The following is a 15,793-nucleotide window of genomic DNA, read 5'->3' as shown; positions in this document are numbered from 1 at the left end:
ACCCCGCTCAGCGCGCCGCTTCGACGGACTCTCTCCGAAACCGCTCCAGGCGGAAGAGTGGCGTCGGCTGCGCTTCGGGATCGATCGCCAGCGCAGCCACGAGCTCGCCGATCGCGGGAGCGAACTTGAACCCGTGCCCGGAACATGCGCTGCAGAGGACGACCGGCGGCCGAAGAGGGTGCCGATCGATGAGAAAATGATGATCCGGCGTGACCGTGTACAAGCACGTCAGGTACCACAGCACCGCTCCACCGGCTTCGGGCCAGTACCGTTCCAACGCCAGGCGCAGTCGCTCGATCTCCTCGCTCGTCGCGCTGCGGCGCACCGTGTCCGGGGTGCAGACTTCTCCGGTGTCGTGCCGGCCGAACTTCACTCCTTGCCCCGGCAGCTCTGGGAACGCGCTGTAGATCCCCGTCTCGTCCTCCCAGAGAGCGAAAGGAAAACGATCCGCCGCGTAGCGGCCCTCCACCCGGGGTGCGAAGTGCACGTGGAGGATACGCCACACTTCGAGTGGTAATCCGAGCTCCGGGACGAGCTGGCTCATCCATGCTCCGGCCGCGAGCACCAACCGATCCCCCCGGAACGTCCCCACCGGCGTCTCCACGCGGACACCGTCACCATCGACCGACCAGGCGATCACCGGCGTCTCGTGCCGGAGTTGTGCCCCGGCGGCCGTGGCGCGGTCGAGCATGGCTGCCACCGCTGTCTCCGGGTCGATCAACCCAGCTTCCGGCTCGAACACAGCCACCTGCTCGGGCGCTAACCGCAACCCTGGAAAACGCGCCATCGCCTCGTTGGCCTCTAGGAGCTCATGCGCGAGCCCGTGCGCACGCACGCTCGCCAGCACCCCGCTCACGAGCGAGCTGTCCGGTCGCCCCACGTAGAGCCCTCCCGTCATCCGGAGCAGCGACTGGCCGCTCTCGGCTTCGAGTTGCCGCCACAGCGTCCACGCCCGCCGGACCAACGGCACGTACTCCGGCGACTCGTAGTAGGCGGTCCGGATGATCCGCGTCTTCCCGTGCGACGAACCGCGATCGTGCCCGCGGCGGAAGGCGTCCAGCCCGAGCACGCGGTAGCCCCCGCGCGCCAGCGCCCATGCCGTCGCGGCGCCCATCGCACCGAGACCGATCACGATTACCTCTGGGCTCTGCATCGGACCTCCTCACGTTTCGTTTCGACGCTCTTGTGCTCTCGGTGCTGTCGCGACGCGCCCTTTGCCCTGAGCGGGCCCTCCTTGCAGCCAGCCTAATTGACCGGTCGGATCGAACCGCCTACTGGGACAGGCCCGCGTGAGTCACCGAACTCACGCTCTCCCTTCGTGTCAGATCGCCAGGGCAACATGCTCGCTGCACCGCTCGAGACAGCCTCCCTGAGCGTGTGAGCGGCCACCACTGCTCCCGAGGACTCGCCTTGACTCACCGCGTTCGAGGCAGCAGCTCGAGCGCGTCGCTCGCGGACACCGGGCGACGAGATCTTCCCGAGCCAGGCGCGAATAGCCTGAGGCTGCACCAGAACCGCGACCTTCACCGAGACCGGTTCTCCATCGCAATCGATCGCTGCGCCGATCGGATCCCCTTCACCGTCGAGAGCGAGACGAGTCGGGAGAGCCGGACCAGCGGCCCTCTTCTGCTCACCAGCCCGTACGAGCGCAGCGGTGGCATCAGCCGCGACCAGCGCGCTCGCCATCACCATCGGCGAGCCGACGTCGCTGCGCACTGGCCACAGCTCACGCTCGGCCCCAGGCCGCCGAGCAGGTTCCTCCGGATCGCCGAGCCGCGCATCGTCCTTCTCCATGCGCTTTTCGACCCCGTCGGTCCGCTCCTCCGACCGAGCCATCCCTTCGTCCGGGTAATCCAGTATGCACTAGAACGCGCGGAGCGTCACAGCGAGCCGCTCCTCGACGGCGAGGAGTCGCCGCAGGAACTCTGCATGGCGCTCGCTCGAAGCGGCGAGCCAGTGCCTCGCCTCGCACTGTTCGGATAGATTCTCATCGACTCCAGGCAACGGCTCACGCTCCTCGGCGACGACCACTGGCAACGAGAGCAGTTCCGTGGTGAGGACATGATCCCGCAGCCCCTCGCGGCGTTCCCGATGCCGGTCGATCAGGACTGGGAGTGACCGCGACTGCTCCAGACCGATCGTCATCGCCTGTTCCCCTCCACGCCGGGCAGGTGACCCGCCCTCCAGTGTATGAGTCACTTTACATCCTTCTCCGATTCGACCGCGGGACACCCGGTCGACTCGCTTCCGAGCGCTCCGGCTCGCTCTTCACCAACGCTTGATCGTCCATTCGAGTCCTCGCTCGAACGGAAGCGTGATCGTCACGACATCGCTCCGCGAACGGACCAACGCTTGGTATGCGCGACAGTCGTGCGAGACGACGTTGTCGGCCACGATCAGCCCACCCGGCACCACGCGGTCGAAGGCAGCCAGGAAGAGACGTCCATAGTCGTCCTTCTCCGCATCCAAGAAGAGGAAGTCGATCCGCTCGTACTGGCGCACCAGTTCCGCCGCATCGCCTTCCAAGACGACGGCCACGTCCGCGAGACCAGCCGCCGCGAGGTTGGCATTGGCTGCCGCGACGCGCTCCGGACGGATCTCGCTCCCGATGACGCGTCCACCATAGGCCCGTGCCGCGAGCGCCAACCAGATCGTCGAATAGCCGACCGCTGAACCTGCCTCGAAGATGAGCGGCGGCCGCAGGGCCAAGAGCACTCCGTACAAAAACGCCCCGGTCGCCGGCGTCAATGCGCGGATGCGCTCTTCCTGAGGGAGTCCGAGAGCACGCTCGGCTGCGTCCTGCTCCGCCAAGCGATCGAGAATACGCCGCGCACGCTCGTCCGCTAGTTCGTGCTCGGCTCGGCTCGCCATCCTGCTCCTCCGTTCACGATCTCGCCTCGCATGCGACCAGCGCAGGCGAGTCTAGCATCTCGTCTCGCCACCGCGCTCGCGAGCTTTCCGACACCCCTGCACGAGCGACGACCGACGGCGAACCAGGTATTCGGCGAGGCACCGCTCGTCCTCGCCAGACTCGGCCCACAGGTCGGTCACATGGTAGACTCCTCGATCGTGTGTCGGGAGGGTCGATGCAGCTCGTTCTCGGGCTTGGTATCTTCGCAGCGACGCTCCTCGGGATCTTCGCGCGGCCAGCTCGCCTGTCGGAAGCACACGCCGCGCTCCTCGGCGCCTTGGCGATGCTGCTCACCGGGATCGTGTCACTCGAGACAGCAGCAGCCGCGCTCTACCACGAATGGAACGTCTACCTCTTCTTCCTCGGGCTCATGGTAACGACCGCGTTGGCGGAGCAGGCGGGTGTGTTCATGATGCTGGCCCGAGCAGCAGCTATCTGGTCGAATGGTTCGGGCCGCAGGCTCTATCTGATGCTCTTTCTCATCGGGGCTCTGGTCACCGCGTTCCTCTCCAATGACGCGACCGCACTGCTGCTCACTCCGGTCGTCGCCACGCTCGTCATCCAGTTGTGCCTTTCACTGGTACCGTAGCTCTTCGCGACGACGTTCATCGATGACACGGCTTCGTTCCTGCTCCCGGTCAGTAATCCGATCAACGTGCTGCTCCTCGGTGAACGGATCGATCTCCCCACCTTCTTCCGCTTTCTCCTGGTTCCCGCCCTCTTTGCTATCCTCACGAATTACGTTATTTTCGCATGGTGGTTCCGCGACGACCTTCGTATGGTGTACGATCCCGCGCGCCTTCCCGTGCTCGACTCCCGACGACAGCAGACTGCCCGCCTGATGCTGAGTGGGCTCGCCGTCCTGGCCCTGGTGGAAGTTACCGCAGCGTGGTATCACCTCCCCCTCGGTCCGGTGGCCGCCCTCGGCGCCAGCGCTCTCGCCCTGCTCGCCTGGCGCATCGGCCAGCTCGATTGGAAGAGCTTGGTCCGCGGTATTTCTTGGTCGTTGTTCGGTTTCCTCACGGGAATGGTCATCGTCGTGCGCGGATTGACCGAACTCGGACTCACCGAACGCTTCGGTACCTGGCTCCTCGCGCTCGGCGCGGGCTCCGCCCTGCGCGCCATCCTCGTCACCGCCTTCGGAACCGCGCTCGGTGCGAACCTGATCAACAATGTACCGATGGCCCTGATCATGCGCGCAGCACTGGAAACCAGTGCTCCCGCCACGCTCCCCCAGGAAGCGCTGCGCTACGCTGCCCTTCTCGGAGCCGACCTCGGACCGAACGTCACGACGGTGGGATCACTGGCGACGATCCTTTGGGTCCTGTTCCTGCGCCGGTACGGCATCACGGTTTCAGTCCGCCAGTACATCGCGCTCGGACTTCTCCTCGTCCCCCTTCTCCTGGTAGCCGGCTCGCTCGCCATCTGGCTCCAGACGTGACGGCTCACGGACGCCAGATCAGACACGGCACCAGTTGCTCGACCGCTTCGAGCCCGGCATGTGCCCCGAGAAAGACTCGGCCTGATGCCCCGGGTGGCTCCCAAGGGAAACCAGCTCCCGCAGCCGCGATCAGGACGAGTTCGCCAACCCGTTGCAGCGCTTCCGGATGGTACGGTGGGGGACCGAACAGCCCCTGCGCGAAGAGCTCGTCCCGGCTCGACACCCAGCCGTCCTCGCCCGCCAGCGCTGTCGAGCGCGCTCGCACGGAGTCTTCGGCGCCAGCTACTGGGTGCAGATAGACAGCGCGACGCTCGCCAGCCGGCGGAACCCGCAGTTCGGCCAGCAGTTCGGGATCAGTCAACGGTCGTTGCCGCGCTGGATCCAAGGGAACCATCCCGTGATCGGCGGTGATGACGACGAGCACGTCGCGCCGCGGGAGCCGAGCCAGGAGTTCTTCGGTCAGCAAGCGATCGAGCTGACGGAGCTCGACGCGCCAGGCCGCTGATTCTGGTCCCGCGAAGTGACCCAGCGTGTCCAGCGTATCCCAATAGGCTGTCACCAATTGGCGACCCGGCTGGGCGAGCGCAGCGTGAACCTGCGCCACGAACTCGCCCGGTGTCCGATATCCGCGGAATTCGGCGCCAGCCGCCTGCATCTTGGTCAGCGGCGTGTCGCGAAACGCCTCCGGACTCACCACCGTCGCCTGGATGCCGGCTCGCGCTGCTCGCTCGGCGATCGTCGGAACGGGCAGGAACGAGCGTGGTTCCAGCCCTTGGCTCGCGTAGCTGGGAAATCGCCCCAGCGGCGACCAGAGCAGGAGATTGGAGAGCATGCCGAACTCGCGCAGAAAGACCGTGAAGCCGAGCAAGCCATGCTGACTCGGCGGACAGCCGGTCGCCAGCGTCGTCAAAGCCGCGACGGTCGTCGAGGGGAAGACCGAGGTGAGCGGGAACAGTGTCCCCTCACGCGCCAACGTAGCCAGCCCGGGCGTCTCCCCCTCCGCCAGCGCGCGCTGCAGCCGTTCGTAACCCAGTCCATCGATGATCACCAGCAGAACAGCCTCGATCCCATCAGCCAGCTCACGCGGCCAGATCGCTGCCGACACCGGCTGCCCCTCCGGCTCGCCCCCCAGGCTGGCCAAGATCGACCACGGCAGGTTGACGAGGCCGAACCCGTCGTAACTCGGCCGAACCCAGTGCGGTCGCTCCGCTGAAAAGCGCGTCGACTCGCGCACCAACCGCTCAGCTTTCCCCTGCCCGTCCATCGCTCCGCCCCCCCTTTCACCGACAATCTCTGCTTTGCCACGCGTGATCGCTTCTCCTTGCGAGGAGCAGCACCCAGCCGACGCTGCACCAGTGGGTCGCAGCGCGCTCCCTCATGATGGCAAACCCTTCTGGGGACACCCGCCCCCAGTGCGACACACGCTCGCCGTAACCTCCGCCATATTCCGGATCGCTCGCGGTCGATCCCAACGCCGTCCCGCAGGAGAACCGCATGAGCCCACGCGCCGACCACGAGGATACGCCAGAAATGGAGATGGACTCGTGAGCCGCGTGTTTCCTCATCGACTGCTCGTCGGTGCAAGACCCGAACCGACCGAGCAGTATGGTCGTCGCTTCCGTCCGCCCCGCTCGCTTGGCAAAGCCGAGGGAGTCCAGCCTCTCCTCTTGACGAACCACTCGTTGCCTTTCACAATCATCGAGAAGTGAAACGTGGCAGTAGACAGTCGTGTGGAGCACGATGCGCGGCGATGACACGAGCGATCATCCCTCGATGACCGAACCTGCGCCAGCGACGTTTCTCGGACTTCCACGCCTCGACGAGTTGCCTCGTTCCCCGCATGTCGCGTTCCTCGGTATTCCCTACGGACGCCCGTACCGCGGACTGGGGCCGGAGCTTCCGTCAGCGGCGGCACCAGCCGCACTCCGCGCTGCTTCGCTCGCCTTCCAGCCGTATTACCGGAACGTGGACGTCGACTTCGGTGGGGATCTCTTCGCGGGGCAAGAGGTCCTGCTCGCTGATGCAGGCGATGTCCGGCTCGTTCCCGGGGACCACACCGGCAACCTGGAGCGGATCGCTACAGTCGTCCGCGCACTGCTCCGTGCCGGCACCGTACCTATCGTGCTCGGCGGTGACCATGCGGTGACCGTTCCGGTCCTGCAGGCCTACGCCGAGCATACAGGGCTCTGCATCGTCCAGATCGACGCGCACCTCGACTGGCGCGACGAGGTCGACGGCATCCGCGAGGGATTCTCGAGTCCGATGCGACGGGCCAGCGAACTGCCCTCGGTGCAGGCGATGATCCAGATCGGGCTCCGCGGGGCTGGTAGTGGACGAGCGGAGGAGTTCGCTGCTGCTCGTACCTGGGGAAGCGTCTTGGTTCCGGCCCGCACCGTGCACCAGCAAAGGATCGAGTGGGTACTCGACCAGCTGCCGCCGGCATCCGCCTACTACGTCACGCTTGACGCGGACGGCATCGACCCAGGTATCATGCCAGGGGTCAATGCGCCAGCCCCCGGTGGTCTGACGTACTGGCAGGTCTTCGACCTCCTGTGTGGCATCGCGCATCGTGGCCACATCGTCGGCTTCGATCTCACCGAACTGGCACCGGCCCGCGACCCGAGCGGTGTGACCTTGGCCCATGCCGTGCGCATCCTCCTGGTCCTCATCGGTGCTCTGGCGCACGCTGGCCGCTTCGGATAATGCAGAGGAGTGACGAGTGGGACGCTGGTATTCCGAGTTCGCGCGAAACCGATCCGCCTCGCGACCGCTCTCCGGCACCTGGCTCATCCTGGGAAGCGGCTTCCTCATCGTGGCACTGCTGTGGATCTCGCTCGCCTATCGCTTCTATTTGACCGCCGCACCGCGTGCTCTGTCGATCGCACTCGTGCTGGCTATCCTGCACGCAGTGTCGAGCTTGCTGAACTTCCGGCGTGGGCTCTCGGCATTCCTCGTCAGCCTCGTTGCCGTTCTTCTCGGTACCGTCGGCGCGTTCATCGTGCAGGTCTACTTCCTAATCGGCGTCGAAGTCGTCGCCGGAGTCGTCCTCGTTCTCGGGCGATCGACGCTACTGTCCAGCACAGAGAGGAGGTGATCGTGTCGTAACCGGTGTATAATCGGGCACGCTGCTGACGAAACCGGCGCTCGACTCGCAAGGGGCGGGTACCGGTGAGGCGAGCAGGCGAAGACGCACTGCTGTGCAGACTCGGCACCGCGATGGTGCGACAGCTGGTCAATGGAGACCAGGGAGTGAGGAGCGCTGGAACGATGGTACGCCCGATCGATGCACTCGACCGCTCGATCATCCGTCTCCTCCAGGAGGACAGCCGCATGCCGAGCGCCGAGATCGCTCGCCGGCTCGGTGTCGCTGAGCGAACCGTCCGCGCTCGCATCAACCGGCTCGTCGAGGACGGCATCGTCAAGCTCGTCGCGATCGTCAATCCTTCCGCTCTCGGCTACGACGTGACCGCCGACATCTTCCTGGAAGTCGAACCGGGGCGCCTGGAGGAAGTCGCTCAGCAACTCGTCGCCATGGAGGAAGTCGCCTACGTCGGTCTCACCACCGGCGAGCGCGACATCAGCATCCAAGTCTTCGTCCCCACGGTCGATGCGCTCTATCGCTTCATCACCGAGAAGCTCCAGCGGATTCCCGGCGTCATCGGCACGACGACGTACGTGGTTCCCCGCGTCCTCAAGTGGCTGCACCACTGGTCGATGCCCTCGGAAAGTGCCGCACCGGCCGGTCGCTCCACCGTCCGTCGTCGGCGAGGCCGGGCCGGGCGCGCTCAGGAAGAAGCGGCGATCCCAGCTACCAGCCCGGCGAGGGCCAACAGTGATCAAAACACCTGACGCTACCCGCACCGAATGGCTCCGCCGCGCGCGCGAGGCGCTCGGTGGCGCCGTGACCAGTTTCGTGCTCCCCGAGTCGCATGCCGTCGTGCTCTCGCACGGCTTGGGAAGCCGCGTCGTCGACATCGACGGCCGGGAATATATCGACTATGTGCTCGGTTCGGGACCGCTCATCCTCGGTCATGCCCATCCCGCTATCGTCGAAGCCGTCTCGCGGCAGGCCGCACTCGGCTCGACCTTTTACACGCTCACGCCGGCTGCGATCGAACTCGCGGAGGAGATCATCCGGGCCGTCCCCTGCGCTGAGCAAGTCAAGTTCGTCTCCACCGGCACCGAGGCGACCTTCCACGCGCTGCGCATCGCCCGTGCCTACACTGGTCGCTCCAAGATCCTCAAGTTCGAAGGGGCCTTCCACGGCGTCCACGACTACGCCCTCATCAGCGCGTTCCCCGCCGTCTCTTCGGACCCACCGCAGGCGCAACCCGATTCCGCCGGGATCCCACCCCAAATCGCCGAGACCGTCTTGGTCTCGCGCTGGAACGACCTCGACTTCACGCGCACCCTGATCGAGCAGCATGCCGAGGAGTTGGCCGCCGTCATCTGCGAGCCGTTGCAACGAGCGCTCCCACCAGCACCCGGCTTCCTGAGCGGACTGCGCGAACTCACCGAGCGCTACGGAATCCTCCTCATCTTCGACGAAGTCGTCACTGGGTTCCGGCTCGCCTATGGAGGAGCCCAGGAACGGTACGGCGTCGTACCCGATCTGGCGACCTTCGGCAAGGCGTTGAGCGGCGGTTACCCGCTCGCTGCTGTCGCCGGCCGCCGCGAGATCATGGCACTCACCGACCCCACGCGCCGGTCTCGTGGTGAACCGGTCGCCCATCTCAGCGGGACGCTCAACGGCAATCCGCTCGCTGCCGCTGCCGGGCTGGCCACCTTGCACGTTCTCCGGCAGCCTGGCGTCTACGACTATCTCTACCGCATCAGCGAGCAACTCCGGACCGGATTGCGAGAACTGGCCGCCGCACGCGGCATACCGCTTCAGGTCATCGGAGAGGGGCCAGTCCTCCAGATCGTCTTCGCCGAGGAGGAGCCCAGGGATTATGCTGCTTTGCTGCGGGCCGATCGCCAGCGAGCGATTCGCTTCGGCCTCGCCTGCCTGGAACGTGGTCTCTTCGTCAACCCGGGCGAAAAGCTCTACCTCTCGTTGGCCCACAGCGAAACCGATATCGCGCGCACCCTGGAGATTTTCTCCGCGGCACTCGACACGATACTCCGTGATGCGGACAGCGTCAGGCGCGATTAGCCCAGTGGAGCGAGTCCTTCGAGGCGCGTGAAAACGAGAAGATTGTCGCTGTACGTCCGACGTCGCGGATCCCACCAGCCGGCACAGGTGATCAAGACGAGTTCCGACTCGTTCTGGCTGGTGAGCAGCTCCGCCGGGAGGTTCGTGCTCGCCGCGCGCGCTTGACCCGTCATGGTGTAGTGGAGCACCCGCCCATCGGCCAGTTCCAACAGCACCGCGCTACCCGGCTGCAAACGGTGCAAGCCGGCGAACACAGCCAAACCGCCCTCCACCCGGTCCAGATGGCCGGCCAGCAACGTCCGCCCTGGCCAGCCAGGATAAGCGCTTCCCCGATACCAGAACACTGTGTCGCCGTCGTCCGTGATCGCCAAACTGCCATCGGGTGCCAGATCGACAGCTTGGATCGGCGCATCGACGCCGATGCTCGGGATCCGGATCCGAACCGGCTCGGCCAATCGCGGCATCACCAACAGTGGTTCGCGGATCGGTGACGCCCTCGCGACTGCCTCCGCGGTCGAGTGGCTCGGCGGTACCCACGTTTCGGGCAACGGCAGCACCGCGATTTCTCCACTCAATGTGTCTCGGTCGACGAGTAGCCCCGTCTCGACGCGCGGGGAGTCCGCCTCCACCATGCTCGATGATGCCCCGACCGGACCGAGCGGCGTGACGTGCGAGGACGCGTTCAACCACCCCCCGATCAGCATCGCTGCCAGGAGCAACGCCGTTGTCCCGAACGCCTTGCGCCGACGTATTGACGCGGTCATACCGATCCTCGCTCAGCGCTTCCGCAATCGAACGCAGCGGGTGCCCTGGTCGAAACCGGAGCACCCGCTGCGACGGGAGGGAGAGGCGCCATTACCGGAGATTGCGCTTGCTTCGAACCGGCACGCGGGCGAGCGTCGCACTGCCAGCGAGCGCCAGCAGCGCAGCCAGCAACGCGACCGACCACGGCAGCGTCGCGTTCGCCGCGCTGCCCCCACCGGTCCCGACATAGCTCGGTGGGGCACCCAGACCGGTGATCACCTGGGTCACCAGCCGGAAAGAGCCCTGTTCGATCGACCCGATGGCATAGACGATCGTGGCTGCTCCGGCTGCCACCGGCAAGTCGACCGGACCGAAGACCGCTTGCGCCTGCCCAGCTGGTGCCAAGTCGACCGAGTAGGTCTTGGCATCGACATCGGCCTTCGCTTCGTTCGGATTGGCCAGGTTCGCGAACACGACCGCACCACCAGCCCGCACGTCCACCGCCGGAGCCTGCGCGGTGTGCCGGACGATGAGACGCCCTTTGCCGCTCGCTACCGTCGCTGTGTCGTTGACGAAGATGCTCAGACGCGGCTGCCCGTTGGCATCCAGGTGAGCGACGACCGACGCGTTCTGACCAGCGGCCAACGTCGCTTCCGCCGAGAGAACAGGCGCGCTCGCTGGGTCAGCCCCAGCCGGCCGGATCGCCAGCTTGTAGGTCCCGGGATCGAGCGCCAACGGATCAGTGACGGTGCCGAAGGTGAAATTGGACAGCACCTTCGCATCGTTGGCGTAAACATCCACGACCAGGTCCGGGACACCATGGACCACGGTGAGCCGCGCCTTTTCGTGAGCCGCAGCCGCCACAGTCAATGGCACGGCCGCGAGCGCCGCTATGATCATGATGACGGTGAACAATCGCCTCATCGCGTCCCCCTTGTGTTCTACCTAATCTTTGTTTCCTCCGGCGTCCGACTGCACGCGCGTGCACTTGCAGTATAGCAGAGCCACCGACCGTGCGCCAAGGTGACGGCTCGCTGGCATCAGGCGACAGTTTCCCCGGAATGAGAGTGGCGAAGCCCGACAAACGACTCGCTCGCGGTCGGCAACCAGCATTGTCGGAAGGTCGTCCCGTGCTCTTACCCGACCGACTGTCTGTTGTTGCCACAAGCGAGTAATACTCGCCGGAACAGTCGTCGTCGAGCGTGCAGGATCGCCCCCGGTGGGGGGTGTCGAACCTTTCCCGCACGCGCGGCAGTGACGACGAGCTATCCGACAAGGCGCCTGGACTCAGGACGAGAGAAGCGCGCAGCAGAAAGAGATGATCTGTTCACGGAATCGTCGCACTCGGCGCGAGAGCGTGTTGGTAGAATGCAGGCAAGGATACGACTGATGTACCATTGAGTCGAGAGATGCGCTGACGTTAGCCGCGAGCCCGGGAAGGGAGGGAGCGCCATGCGAGCAGCCCGCTATTTCGGTCCCCACGATTTCCGTCTCGTCGAGATCGACCGCCCCGCTCCTGAGCGCGGTGAAGTGCTCTTGCGCGTCCGAGCGGCTGGTCTGTGCCACTCCGACCTCCACATCATCTTCGATGAACTCGGTGGTTACCCGGTTCCAGCACCGCTCACGCTCGGCCACGAGATCTGCGGTGAAGCAGTCGAGCTCGGCGAAGGGGTGACCGGCATCGAGCTCGGCCGGCGCTATGCCGTCTTCGGTCCGGTCGGTTGCGGCAACTGCTCGTACTGCCGCGCGGGTCGCGACAACCTCTGCACCGAGAGTCGCTGGATGGGAATCGCCCGCGATGGCGGGTACGCCGAGTACGTCACCGTACCCGCACAGGCACTGGTTCCTGTTCCGGACTCCGTGTCCGATGCGGCCGCAGCCATCGCCACCGACGCGATCCTCACGTCCCATCATGCCTTGCTCACCGTCGGCCATCTCCAGCCCGGTGAGGGAGTCGCCATTATCGGTGTCGGGGGCTTGGGCCTCCATGCCGTCCAGATCGCCAGTGCCTTCGGTGCGGTCGTCCTGGCCCTCGACATCCAGGAGCGGAAACTCGAACTGGCTCGCCAGCACGGCGCAGCCGTCACGCTGGACAGCCGCCAGCTCGATCCCCAAAACCCGCCCCTCGATCGACCCATCACGCTCGTCGCCGATTTTGTCGGCAACGACCAGACCAAGCTCCTCGCTCAACAGCTGGTCGCGCGCGGTGGTCGCGTCGTCCTCGTTGGCCTGGGCAGCGTCGGTGGTCCACTCCTCGGGCTCCGCGATGTCGCCGACGAGATCGCCATCCTCGGCTCGTTTTGGGGTACCCGAAAGGAACTGGCGACCGTCCTCGACCTCATCGCCCGCGGCATCATCCGGCCTCGCGTGGAAACTCACCCGCTCGACGAGATCCTCACCTGGGTCGAACGTCTGCGCGCTGGTGAAGTCGAAAGCCGCGTGGCCTTGGTGCCCTGAGCAGCGTTGCCCAGCTGGGCAAAAGCCGGTCGTCCGACCGCCTTCCATCGGCCGGGGCCAGCGCCACCTGCCGGTGCGCCCGCTCACGGCCGAGTCGTTCATTGGCGCTGCCCAGCGTTCGCGTCGTCGCGCGTACCGTCAACGGCCGAGAGTTCGGTGCCCACTCTTCCCGCCCCGGCACCGGTACCCGGGTGCCTGCGATCGCTGAACGCTCCTGCCTGATCAGGAGCCGATACCGGCTCTCGTGACCGCGCGCCCTGTCGCATTTCCGGAGGAACTCCCCGGTTCGGCTCGCTGCTGGGTACAGCACGGTTCGGGAGCGACTGTCACGAGCCTCGACGACTCTCTAGTAGGCTCTCTGCGAGAAATATCGCTCGGTCAGTTCGTGAGTCCAGGAAAAGGGTACGTCATGTAGCGAGCACCGGGGTGTCGCGGGCGCGACCGGTCGTCTGCTGCCCGTCGGACATTCCTGGTCCTTTTGCTCGTATGCGCGATCGGTCTCTTCCCACCGTTCTCGGTCAGCGCTGGTTCGTAGGCCGTCACTTCCGCGTGCCGTGTGGATAGTGACCGGATCGGTCTACCCTTCCACCGAACACGGTGCCGTCTTCCCTGGCCAGTCTGGTCACGACCAGCCTGCTGTCGGCCCCGGGAGCGATACCGCGACCTGCGGGGCCGTACACGGATGCGTTTCCCCAGGGGGAACCGGACGAATGACGGTGGCGTGCAGCGGAACCTCCTGCTCCTGCCGGTGTCGTGGCTCTCCACGACCCCGTGTCTCGCTCAGCGTTCTGGAGCACGGACGGCGGCGAACGACCGGGCCACGAGGCGGATCGGCTGAGCGCAGAGGAGCTGCGTCATGCGCGGGTCGAGCAGTGGACAGAGTCGCAGCGAGAGACTGTCTCGTGTCGTGGCGGTCGCCGGCCTGCTCGTGCTGGCACTGGCGTTCGGCTGGTACTAAACAGTCGCGCGGGGTGGGACAGTCGGCCGCTCGCGGACCTGCTCGTCCCACCGGTGTCCCCGGCTGGTCCGAGCCTCGAAGCTGCTCCGGTCGAGCCGGTCGCCGCGTTCCCGCTCTCCGGCGTGGCTCCTGCCACTGCGAGCGCCTACCGCGAGGGGGCGCGGGTCGTCTCGCAACTGACCGGACAACGACAGCCCGAGGTCGAATGGCTGCACGTCGCTGAGACGCTCCACCGCTTCGCCGACGCCAAAAGCGCAACGGCGGTGACTGACGCGCACGCCACCCAGAACGCTGCGGAAGTCGCGCGTGCCGCTCTGACCGAGGGGACGGTCATCGAGGTCGACGGCTGGCCCCTCGTCGTCCGTCGCGCGGTGACGGGTAAGAAGCCAGACCAGCTTCGGGGGTGGAGCCTGGTGACCGACGAGCTGGCAGCGGAGGCGCTGCCAGCTGCCCACCGGGCTGTCCCCGTTCCAGTCCAGTCGCTGCGGTCGCACGAACTCACGCTCGTGCTCGTCTCCGGTGAGACGGTCGCCTCGGTTTCGGTACAGGCCAGCGACCGGGCAGCTCCCGTGCTGCGCGCCCTGCTCGGGCAGGTGTGCGAGCGCCTCGCGCTCGAGTGGACAGTGTTCGACCGCGTCCCCCGATCGGCGGACTAACCGGCCTGTCGACCGCGTCGACTCGCTGGAGCCATCGGTGCCGTCCTTCGCGCTGGGAACCGCAGCGCACGTGTGGAACGGGTGACGCCTGTACGGCCACGCGCATGCGGGAGGGAGTTGACATCTCTCTCTCTGATACTCTGTCGGTTGGGGTACCCCACCTGTGTCGACTGAGAGAACGGGAGGTGTGCGCTGCATCGGTCGTGGCGTCGGCTCGCCGCTGTGCTGGCAGCGCTCGTCCTCTTCACCGTGCTCCCGCTCGGCGCCGGTGCGAAGGGAGACGAGGTCTCGCTTGGCGAGGCAGTCGCGCTCCGGCAGCAGCTCGTGACGGCACCGGATTTCGTCGCTGCCTGGCGCGCGCTGACGCCGGCTCAGCAGCGGGCAGTGATGGAACTGTATCGGCACGTCAACATCGAGACGAGCGTGGTCGAGGGCCGAAGTGAACTGGCTGCTCCGGTAACAGGCTCGTGCCGGACTGTTGGATATACGGTGACCGCGCGTTCGACATTCGTGGGTGCACTCTTGTGGAGGTATACGCACTGGCTTCGATATTGTTATAACGGTACGGTTCTCACGTATTTTTCCAGCTGGCCCGAGGTCTATCTGGATGATCCGTTTTGGCAGTATGCCGGCGAGGTGAGCTATTCTGTGTTAGGAGGCAACGGTCAGTCGTATGTGCGTGCCTATCGGCAGGGCGCATTCTGTCAGTATTTCCCGACCGTCGGCTGCGCGTGGTACCGGTACCCATGGGTGACAATCTGGGCATACGGCAACGGTTCCTGGACTGCCACCGGTGCGATCAATTGAGATCGGGGGTAACCAGTGATGGTCGAGCGTCTCGACGCTTGGGTCAGATTACTGACGCGCCTCATCGTGCTCGTTCTGCTCCTGCTCGTCCTGGCCATCGTCGTGCGTTTCCTATTCTCCCTGCCGGGTGAAGTGGAAACGGCTCCGATCGAGGTCGTGCTTACGCCACCGGCGCTGTTGACGCCAGTGCCCACGCCATGAGGCAAAGCGGGCTGGCCAGCTGGAAGTTCGGAGGCTTCAGGGTGCCTGATCGACATGATCAGGCGCCCGCGTCGTTGCATAGTGAACAAAAGTTTTGTACCCTCGCCAACGGCAACTGATCCCCATCAGGTGTAGCTGGTGGTGTAGGCCAGCCGTTCGTGCGTGTGTATCGGTCCGGCAAGATCTGTTTCTTGCCGCAGCTGAACTGCCCCTACGTACGGTATCCCTATGTGACGCATGATGCCTTCGGGAACGGTGACTGGTCGTACGAGGCGGGTACGTGATGAGCAGTCAGTCTCCCCAGCGGATACCTTGGGAGGTCGTCTGGATCCGGCGGCTGGTGCTGGTGTTGCTGGCCGTGCTGATCCTCTTCCTCCTGGTGGCGCTGGCTGCCTTCGTGAACGCAGCGTTCGCCCACCTCGAGTGCGGTGGTGGTGCGCCGGCGGCTGCCGGCGGGTGAGCC

The 15,793-nt window shown here is 65.7% G+C and carries 17 protein-coding genes and 1 pseudogene; 11 read left to right on the top strand and 7 right to left on the bottom strand.

All coding sequences use genetic code 11. The features are described 5' to 3' along the window. Positions 1 to 7: 7 nt before the first annotated feature. From solA to ACWIVK_RS08395, 4 genes are all read right to left on the bottom strand, one after another. The gene (solA, locus tag ACWIVK_RS08410; RefSeq protein ID WP_448576201.1) at positions 8 to 1,153 is read right to left on the bottom strand and encodes an N-methyl-L-tryptophan oxidase; all 1,146 of its coding nucleotides are present in this window, start codon (positions 1,151 to 1,153) and stop codon (positions 8 to 10) included. Positions 1,154 to 1,245: 92 nt separating this feature from the next. After that, positions 1,246 to 1,794, bottom strand: a complete 549-nt coding sequence (locus ACWIVK_RS08405) for a hypothetical protein (protein WP_448576200.1) — start codon at positions 1,792 to 1,794, stop codon at positions 1,246 to 1,248. A gap of 69 nt (positions 1,795 to 1,863) precedes the next feature. After that, positions 1,864 to 2,145 (bottom strand): hypothetical protein, encoded by a 282-nt coding sequence (locus ACWIVK_RS08400; protein WP_448576199.1) that lies wholly within the window; start codon positions 2,143 to 2,145, stop codon positions 1,864 to 1,866. A gap of 123 nt (positions 2,146 to 2,268) precedes the next feature. After that, positions 2,269 to 2,871: an O-methyltransferase gene (locus tag ACWIVK_RS08395; RefSeq protein ID WP_448576198.1), complete on the bottom strand. Its 603-nt coding sequence runs from the start codon at positions 2,869 to 2,871 to the stop codon at positions 2,269 to 2,271. A 215-nt stretch (positions 2,872 to 3,086) separates the two neighbouring features. Here ACWIVK_RS08395 and ACWIVK_RS08390 point away from each other — a divergent pair. Continuing rightward, positions 3,087 to 4,352 (top strand): annotated as a pseudogene (locus ACWIVK_RS08390) (SLC13 family permease). Positions 4,353 to 4,356: 4 nt separating this feature from the next. Here ACWIVK_RS08390 and ACWIVK_RS08385 read toward each other — a convergent pair. Next, complete coding sequence (locus ACWIVK_RS08385; protein WP_448576197.1) at positions 4,357 to 5,616, bottom strand: alkaline phosphatase family protein; 1,260 nt, start codon at positions 5,614 to 5,616, stop codon at positions 4,357 to 4,359. Positions 5,617 to 6,092: 476 nt separating this feature from the next. Between ACWIVK_RS08385 and ACWIVK_RS08380 the strand changes: the two genes are divergently transcribed. From ACWIVK_RS08380 to ACWIVK_RS08365, 4 genes are all read left to right on the top strand, one after another. Continuing rightward, positions 6,093 to 7,055 carry an agmatinase gene (locus tag ACWIVK_RS08380; protein ID WP_448576196.1) on the top strand — a complete coding sequence of 321 codons (963 nt, stop codon included), beginning with the start codon at positions 6,093 to 6,095 and terminating at the stop codon, positions 7,053 to 7,055. 16 nt (positions 7,056 to 7,071) lie between these two features. Next, positions 7,072 to 7,446, top strand: coding sequence for a hypothetical protein (locus ACWIVK_RS08375; protein ID WP_448576195.1), 375 nt, complete (start codon positions 7,072 to 7,074; stop codon positions 7,444 to 7,446). A gap of 173 nt (positions 7,447 to 7,619) precedes the next feature. Then, positions 7,620 to 8,201, top strand: a complete 582-nt coding sequence (locus ACWIVK_RS08370; protein ID WP_448576194.1) for an Lrp/AsnC family transcriptional regulator — start codon at positions 7,620 to 7,622, stop codon at positions 8,199 to 8,201. Further along, on the top strand, positions 8,185 to 9,507 hold the full coding sequence (locus ACWIVK_RS08365; RefSeq protein WP_448576193.1) for an aspartate aminotransferase family protein: 1,323 nt from the start codon (positions 8,185 to 8,187) through the stop codon (positions 9,505 to 9,507). The genes ACWIVK_RS08370 and ACWIVK_RS08365 overlap by 17 nt, the downstream gene beginning before the upstream one ends. Here ACWIVK_RS08365 and ACWIVK_RS08360 read toward each other — a convergent pair. Then, on the bottom strand, positions 9,504 to 10,271 hold the full coding sequence (locus ACWIVK_RS08360; RefSeq protein WP_448576192.1) for a class F sortase: 768 nt from the start codon (positions 10,269 to 10,271) through the stop codon (positions 9,504 to 9,506). The two genes, ACWIVK_RS08365 and ACWIVK_RS08360, sit on opposite strands and share 4 nt — an antisense overlap. A 91-nt stretch (positions 10,272 to 10,362) precedes the next feature. After that, positions 10,363 to 11,175: a DUF4397 domain-containing protein gene (locus tag ACWIVK_RS08355; RefSeq protein ID WP_448576191.1), complete on the bottom strand. Its 813-nt coding sequence runs from the start codon at positions 11,173 to 11,175 to the stop codon at positions 10,363 to 10,365. 528 nt (positions 11,176 to 11,703) lie between these two features. Here ACWIVK_RS08355 and ACWIVK_RS08350 point away from each other — a divergent pair. The 6 genes from ACWIVK_RS08350 (at position 11,704) to ACWIVK_RS08325 (ending at position 15,790) form a co-directional block, all read left to right on the top strand. Then, on the top strand, positions 11,704 to 12,708 hold the full coding sequence (locus ACWIVK_RS08350) for a zinc-binding dehydrogenase (protein ID WP_448576190.1): 1,005 nt from the start codon (positions 11,704 to 11,706) through the stop codon (positions 12,706 to 12,708). Positions 12,709 to 13,719: 1,011 nt separating this feature from the next. Continuing rightward, on the top strand, positions 13,720 to 14,322 hold the full coding sequence (locus tag ACWIVK_RS08345) for a hypothetical protein (RefSeq protein WP_448576189.1): 603 nt from the start codon (positions 13,720 to 13,722) through the stop codon (positions 14,320 to 14,322). A 222-nt stretch (positions 14,323 to 14,544) separates the two neighbouring features. After that, a complete protein-coding gene (locus tag ACWIVK_RS08340) occupies positions 14,545 to 15,129 on the top strand; it encodes a hypothetical protein (RefSeq protein ID WP_448576188.1) in 585 nt (194 codons plus the stop codon). Positions 15,130 to 15,147: 18 nt separating this feature from the next. Next, positions 15,148 to 15,330, top strand: a complete 183-nt coding sequence (locus tag ACWIVK_RS08335) for a hypothetical protein (RefSeq protein ID WP_287417419.1) — start codon at positions 15,148 to 15,150, stop codon at positions 15,328 to 15,330. Between the two features lie 158 nt (positions 15,331 to 15,488). Then, entirely contained in the window at positions 15,489 to 15,614 is a 126-nt protein-coding gene (locus ACWIVK_RS08330) for a hypothetical protein (RefSeq protein WP_448576187.1), read from the top strand. After that, positions 15,614 to 15,790, top strand: coding sequence for a hypothetical protein (locus ACWIVK_RS08325; protein WP_448576186.1), 177 nt, complete (start codon positions 15,614 to 15,616; stop codon positions 15,788 to 15,790). The genes ACWIVK_RS08330 and ACWIVK_RS08325 overlap by 1 nt, the downstream gene beginning before the upstream one ends. The last annotated feature ends 3 nt before the right edge of the window (positions 15,791 to 15,793 follow it).

Source organism: Thermomicrobium sp. (assembly GCF_053493975.1).
Note: the sequence above shows the minus strand (reverse complement) of the source record. Positions and strands in the feature narration are given on the sequence as shown.

What these genes read in the sequence shown, in the direction of transcription:
- solA (WP_448576201.1), bottom strand. Translation starts at nt 1,153, where the DNA reads ATGCAGAGCCCAGAGGTAATCGTGATCGGTCTCGGTGCGATGGGCGCC.
- ACWIVK_RS08405 (WP_448576200.1), bottom strand. Translation starts at nt 1,794, where the DNA reads ATGGAGAAGGACGATGCGCGGCTCGGCGATCCGGAGGAACCTGCTCGG.
- ACWIVK_RS08400 (WP_448576199.1), bottom strand. Translation starts at nt 2,145, where the DNA reads ATGACGATCGGTCTGGAGCAGTCGCGGTCACTCCCAGTCCTGATCGAC.
- ACWIVK_RS08395 (WP_448576198.1), bottom strand. Translation starts at nt 2,871, where the DNA reads ATGGCGAGCCGAGCCGAGCACGAACTAGCGGACGAGCGTGCGCGGCGT.
- ACWIVK_RS08385 (WP_448576197.1), bottom strand. Translation starts at nt 5,616, where the DNA reads ATGGACGGGCAGGGGAAAGCTGAGCGGTTGGTGCGCGAGTCGACGCGC.
- ACWIVK_RS08380 (WP_448576196.1), top strand. Translation starts at nt 6,093, where the DNA reads ATGCGCGGCGATGACACGAGCGATCATCCCTCGATGACCGAACCTGCG.
- ACWIVK_RS08370 (WP_448576194.1), top strand. Translation starts at nt 7,620, where the DNA reads ATGGTACGCCCGATCGATGCACTCGACCGCTCGATCATCCGTCTCCTC.
- ACWIVK_RS08360 (WP_448576192.1), bottom strand. Translation starts at nt 10,271, where the DNA reads ATGACCGCGTCAATACGTCGGCGCAAGGCGTTCGGGACAACGGCGTTG.
- ACWIVK_RS08355 (WP_448576191.1), bottom strand. Translation starts at nt 11,175, where the DNA reads ATGAGGCGATTGTTCACCGTCATCATGATCATAGCGGCGCTCGCGGCC.
- ACWIVK_RS08350 (WP_448576190.1), top strand. Translation starts at nt 11,704, where the DNA reads ATGCGAGCAGCCCGCTATTTCGGTCCCCACGATTTCCGTCTCGTCGAG.
- ACWIVK_RS08335 (WP_287417419.1), top strand. Translation starts at nt 15,148, where the DNA reads ATGGTCGAGCGTCTCGACGCTTGGGTCAGATTACTGACGCGCCTCATC.
- ACWIVK_RS08325 (WP_448576186.1), top strand. Translation starts at nt 15,614, where the DNA reads ATGAGCAGTCAGTCTCCCCAGCGGATACCTTGGGAGGTCGTCTGGATC.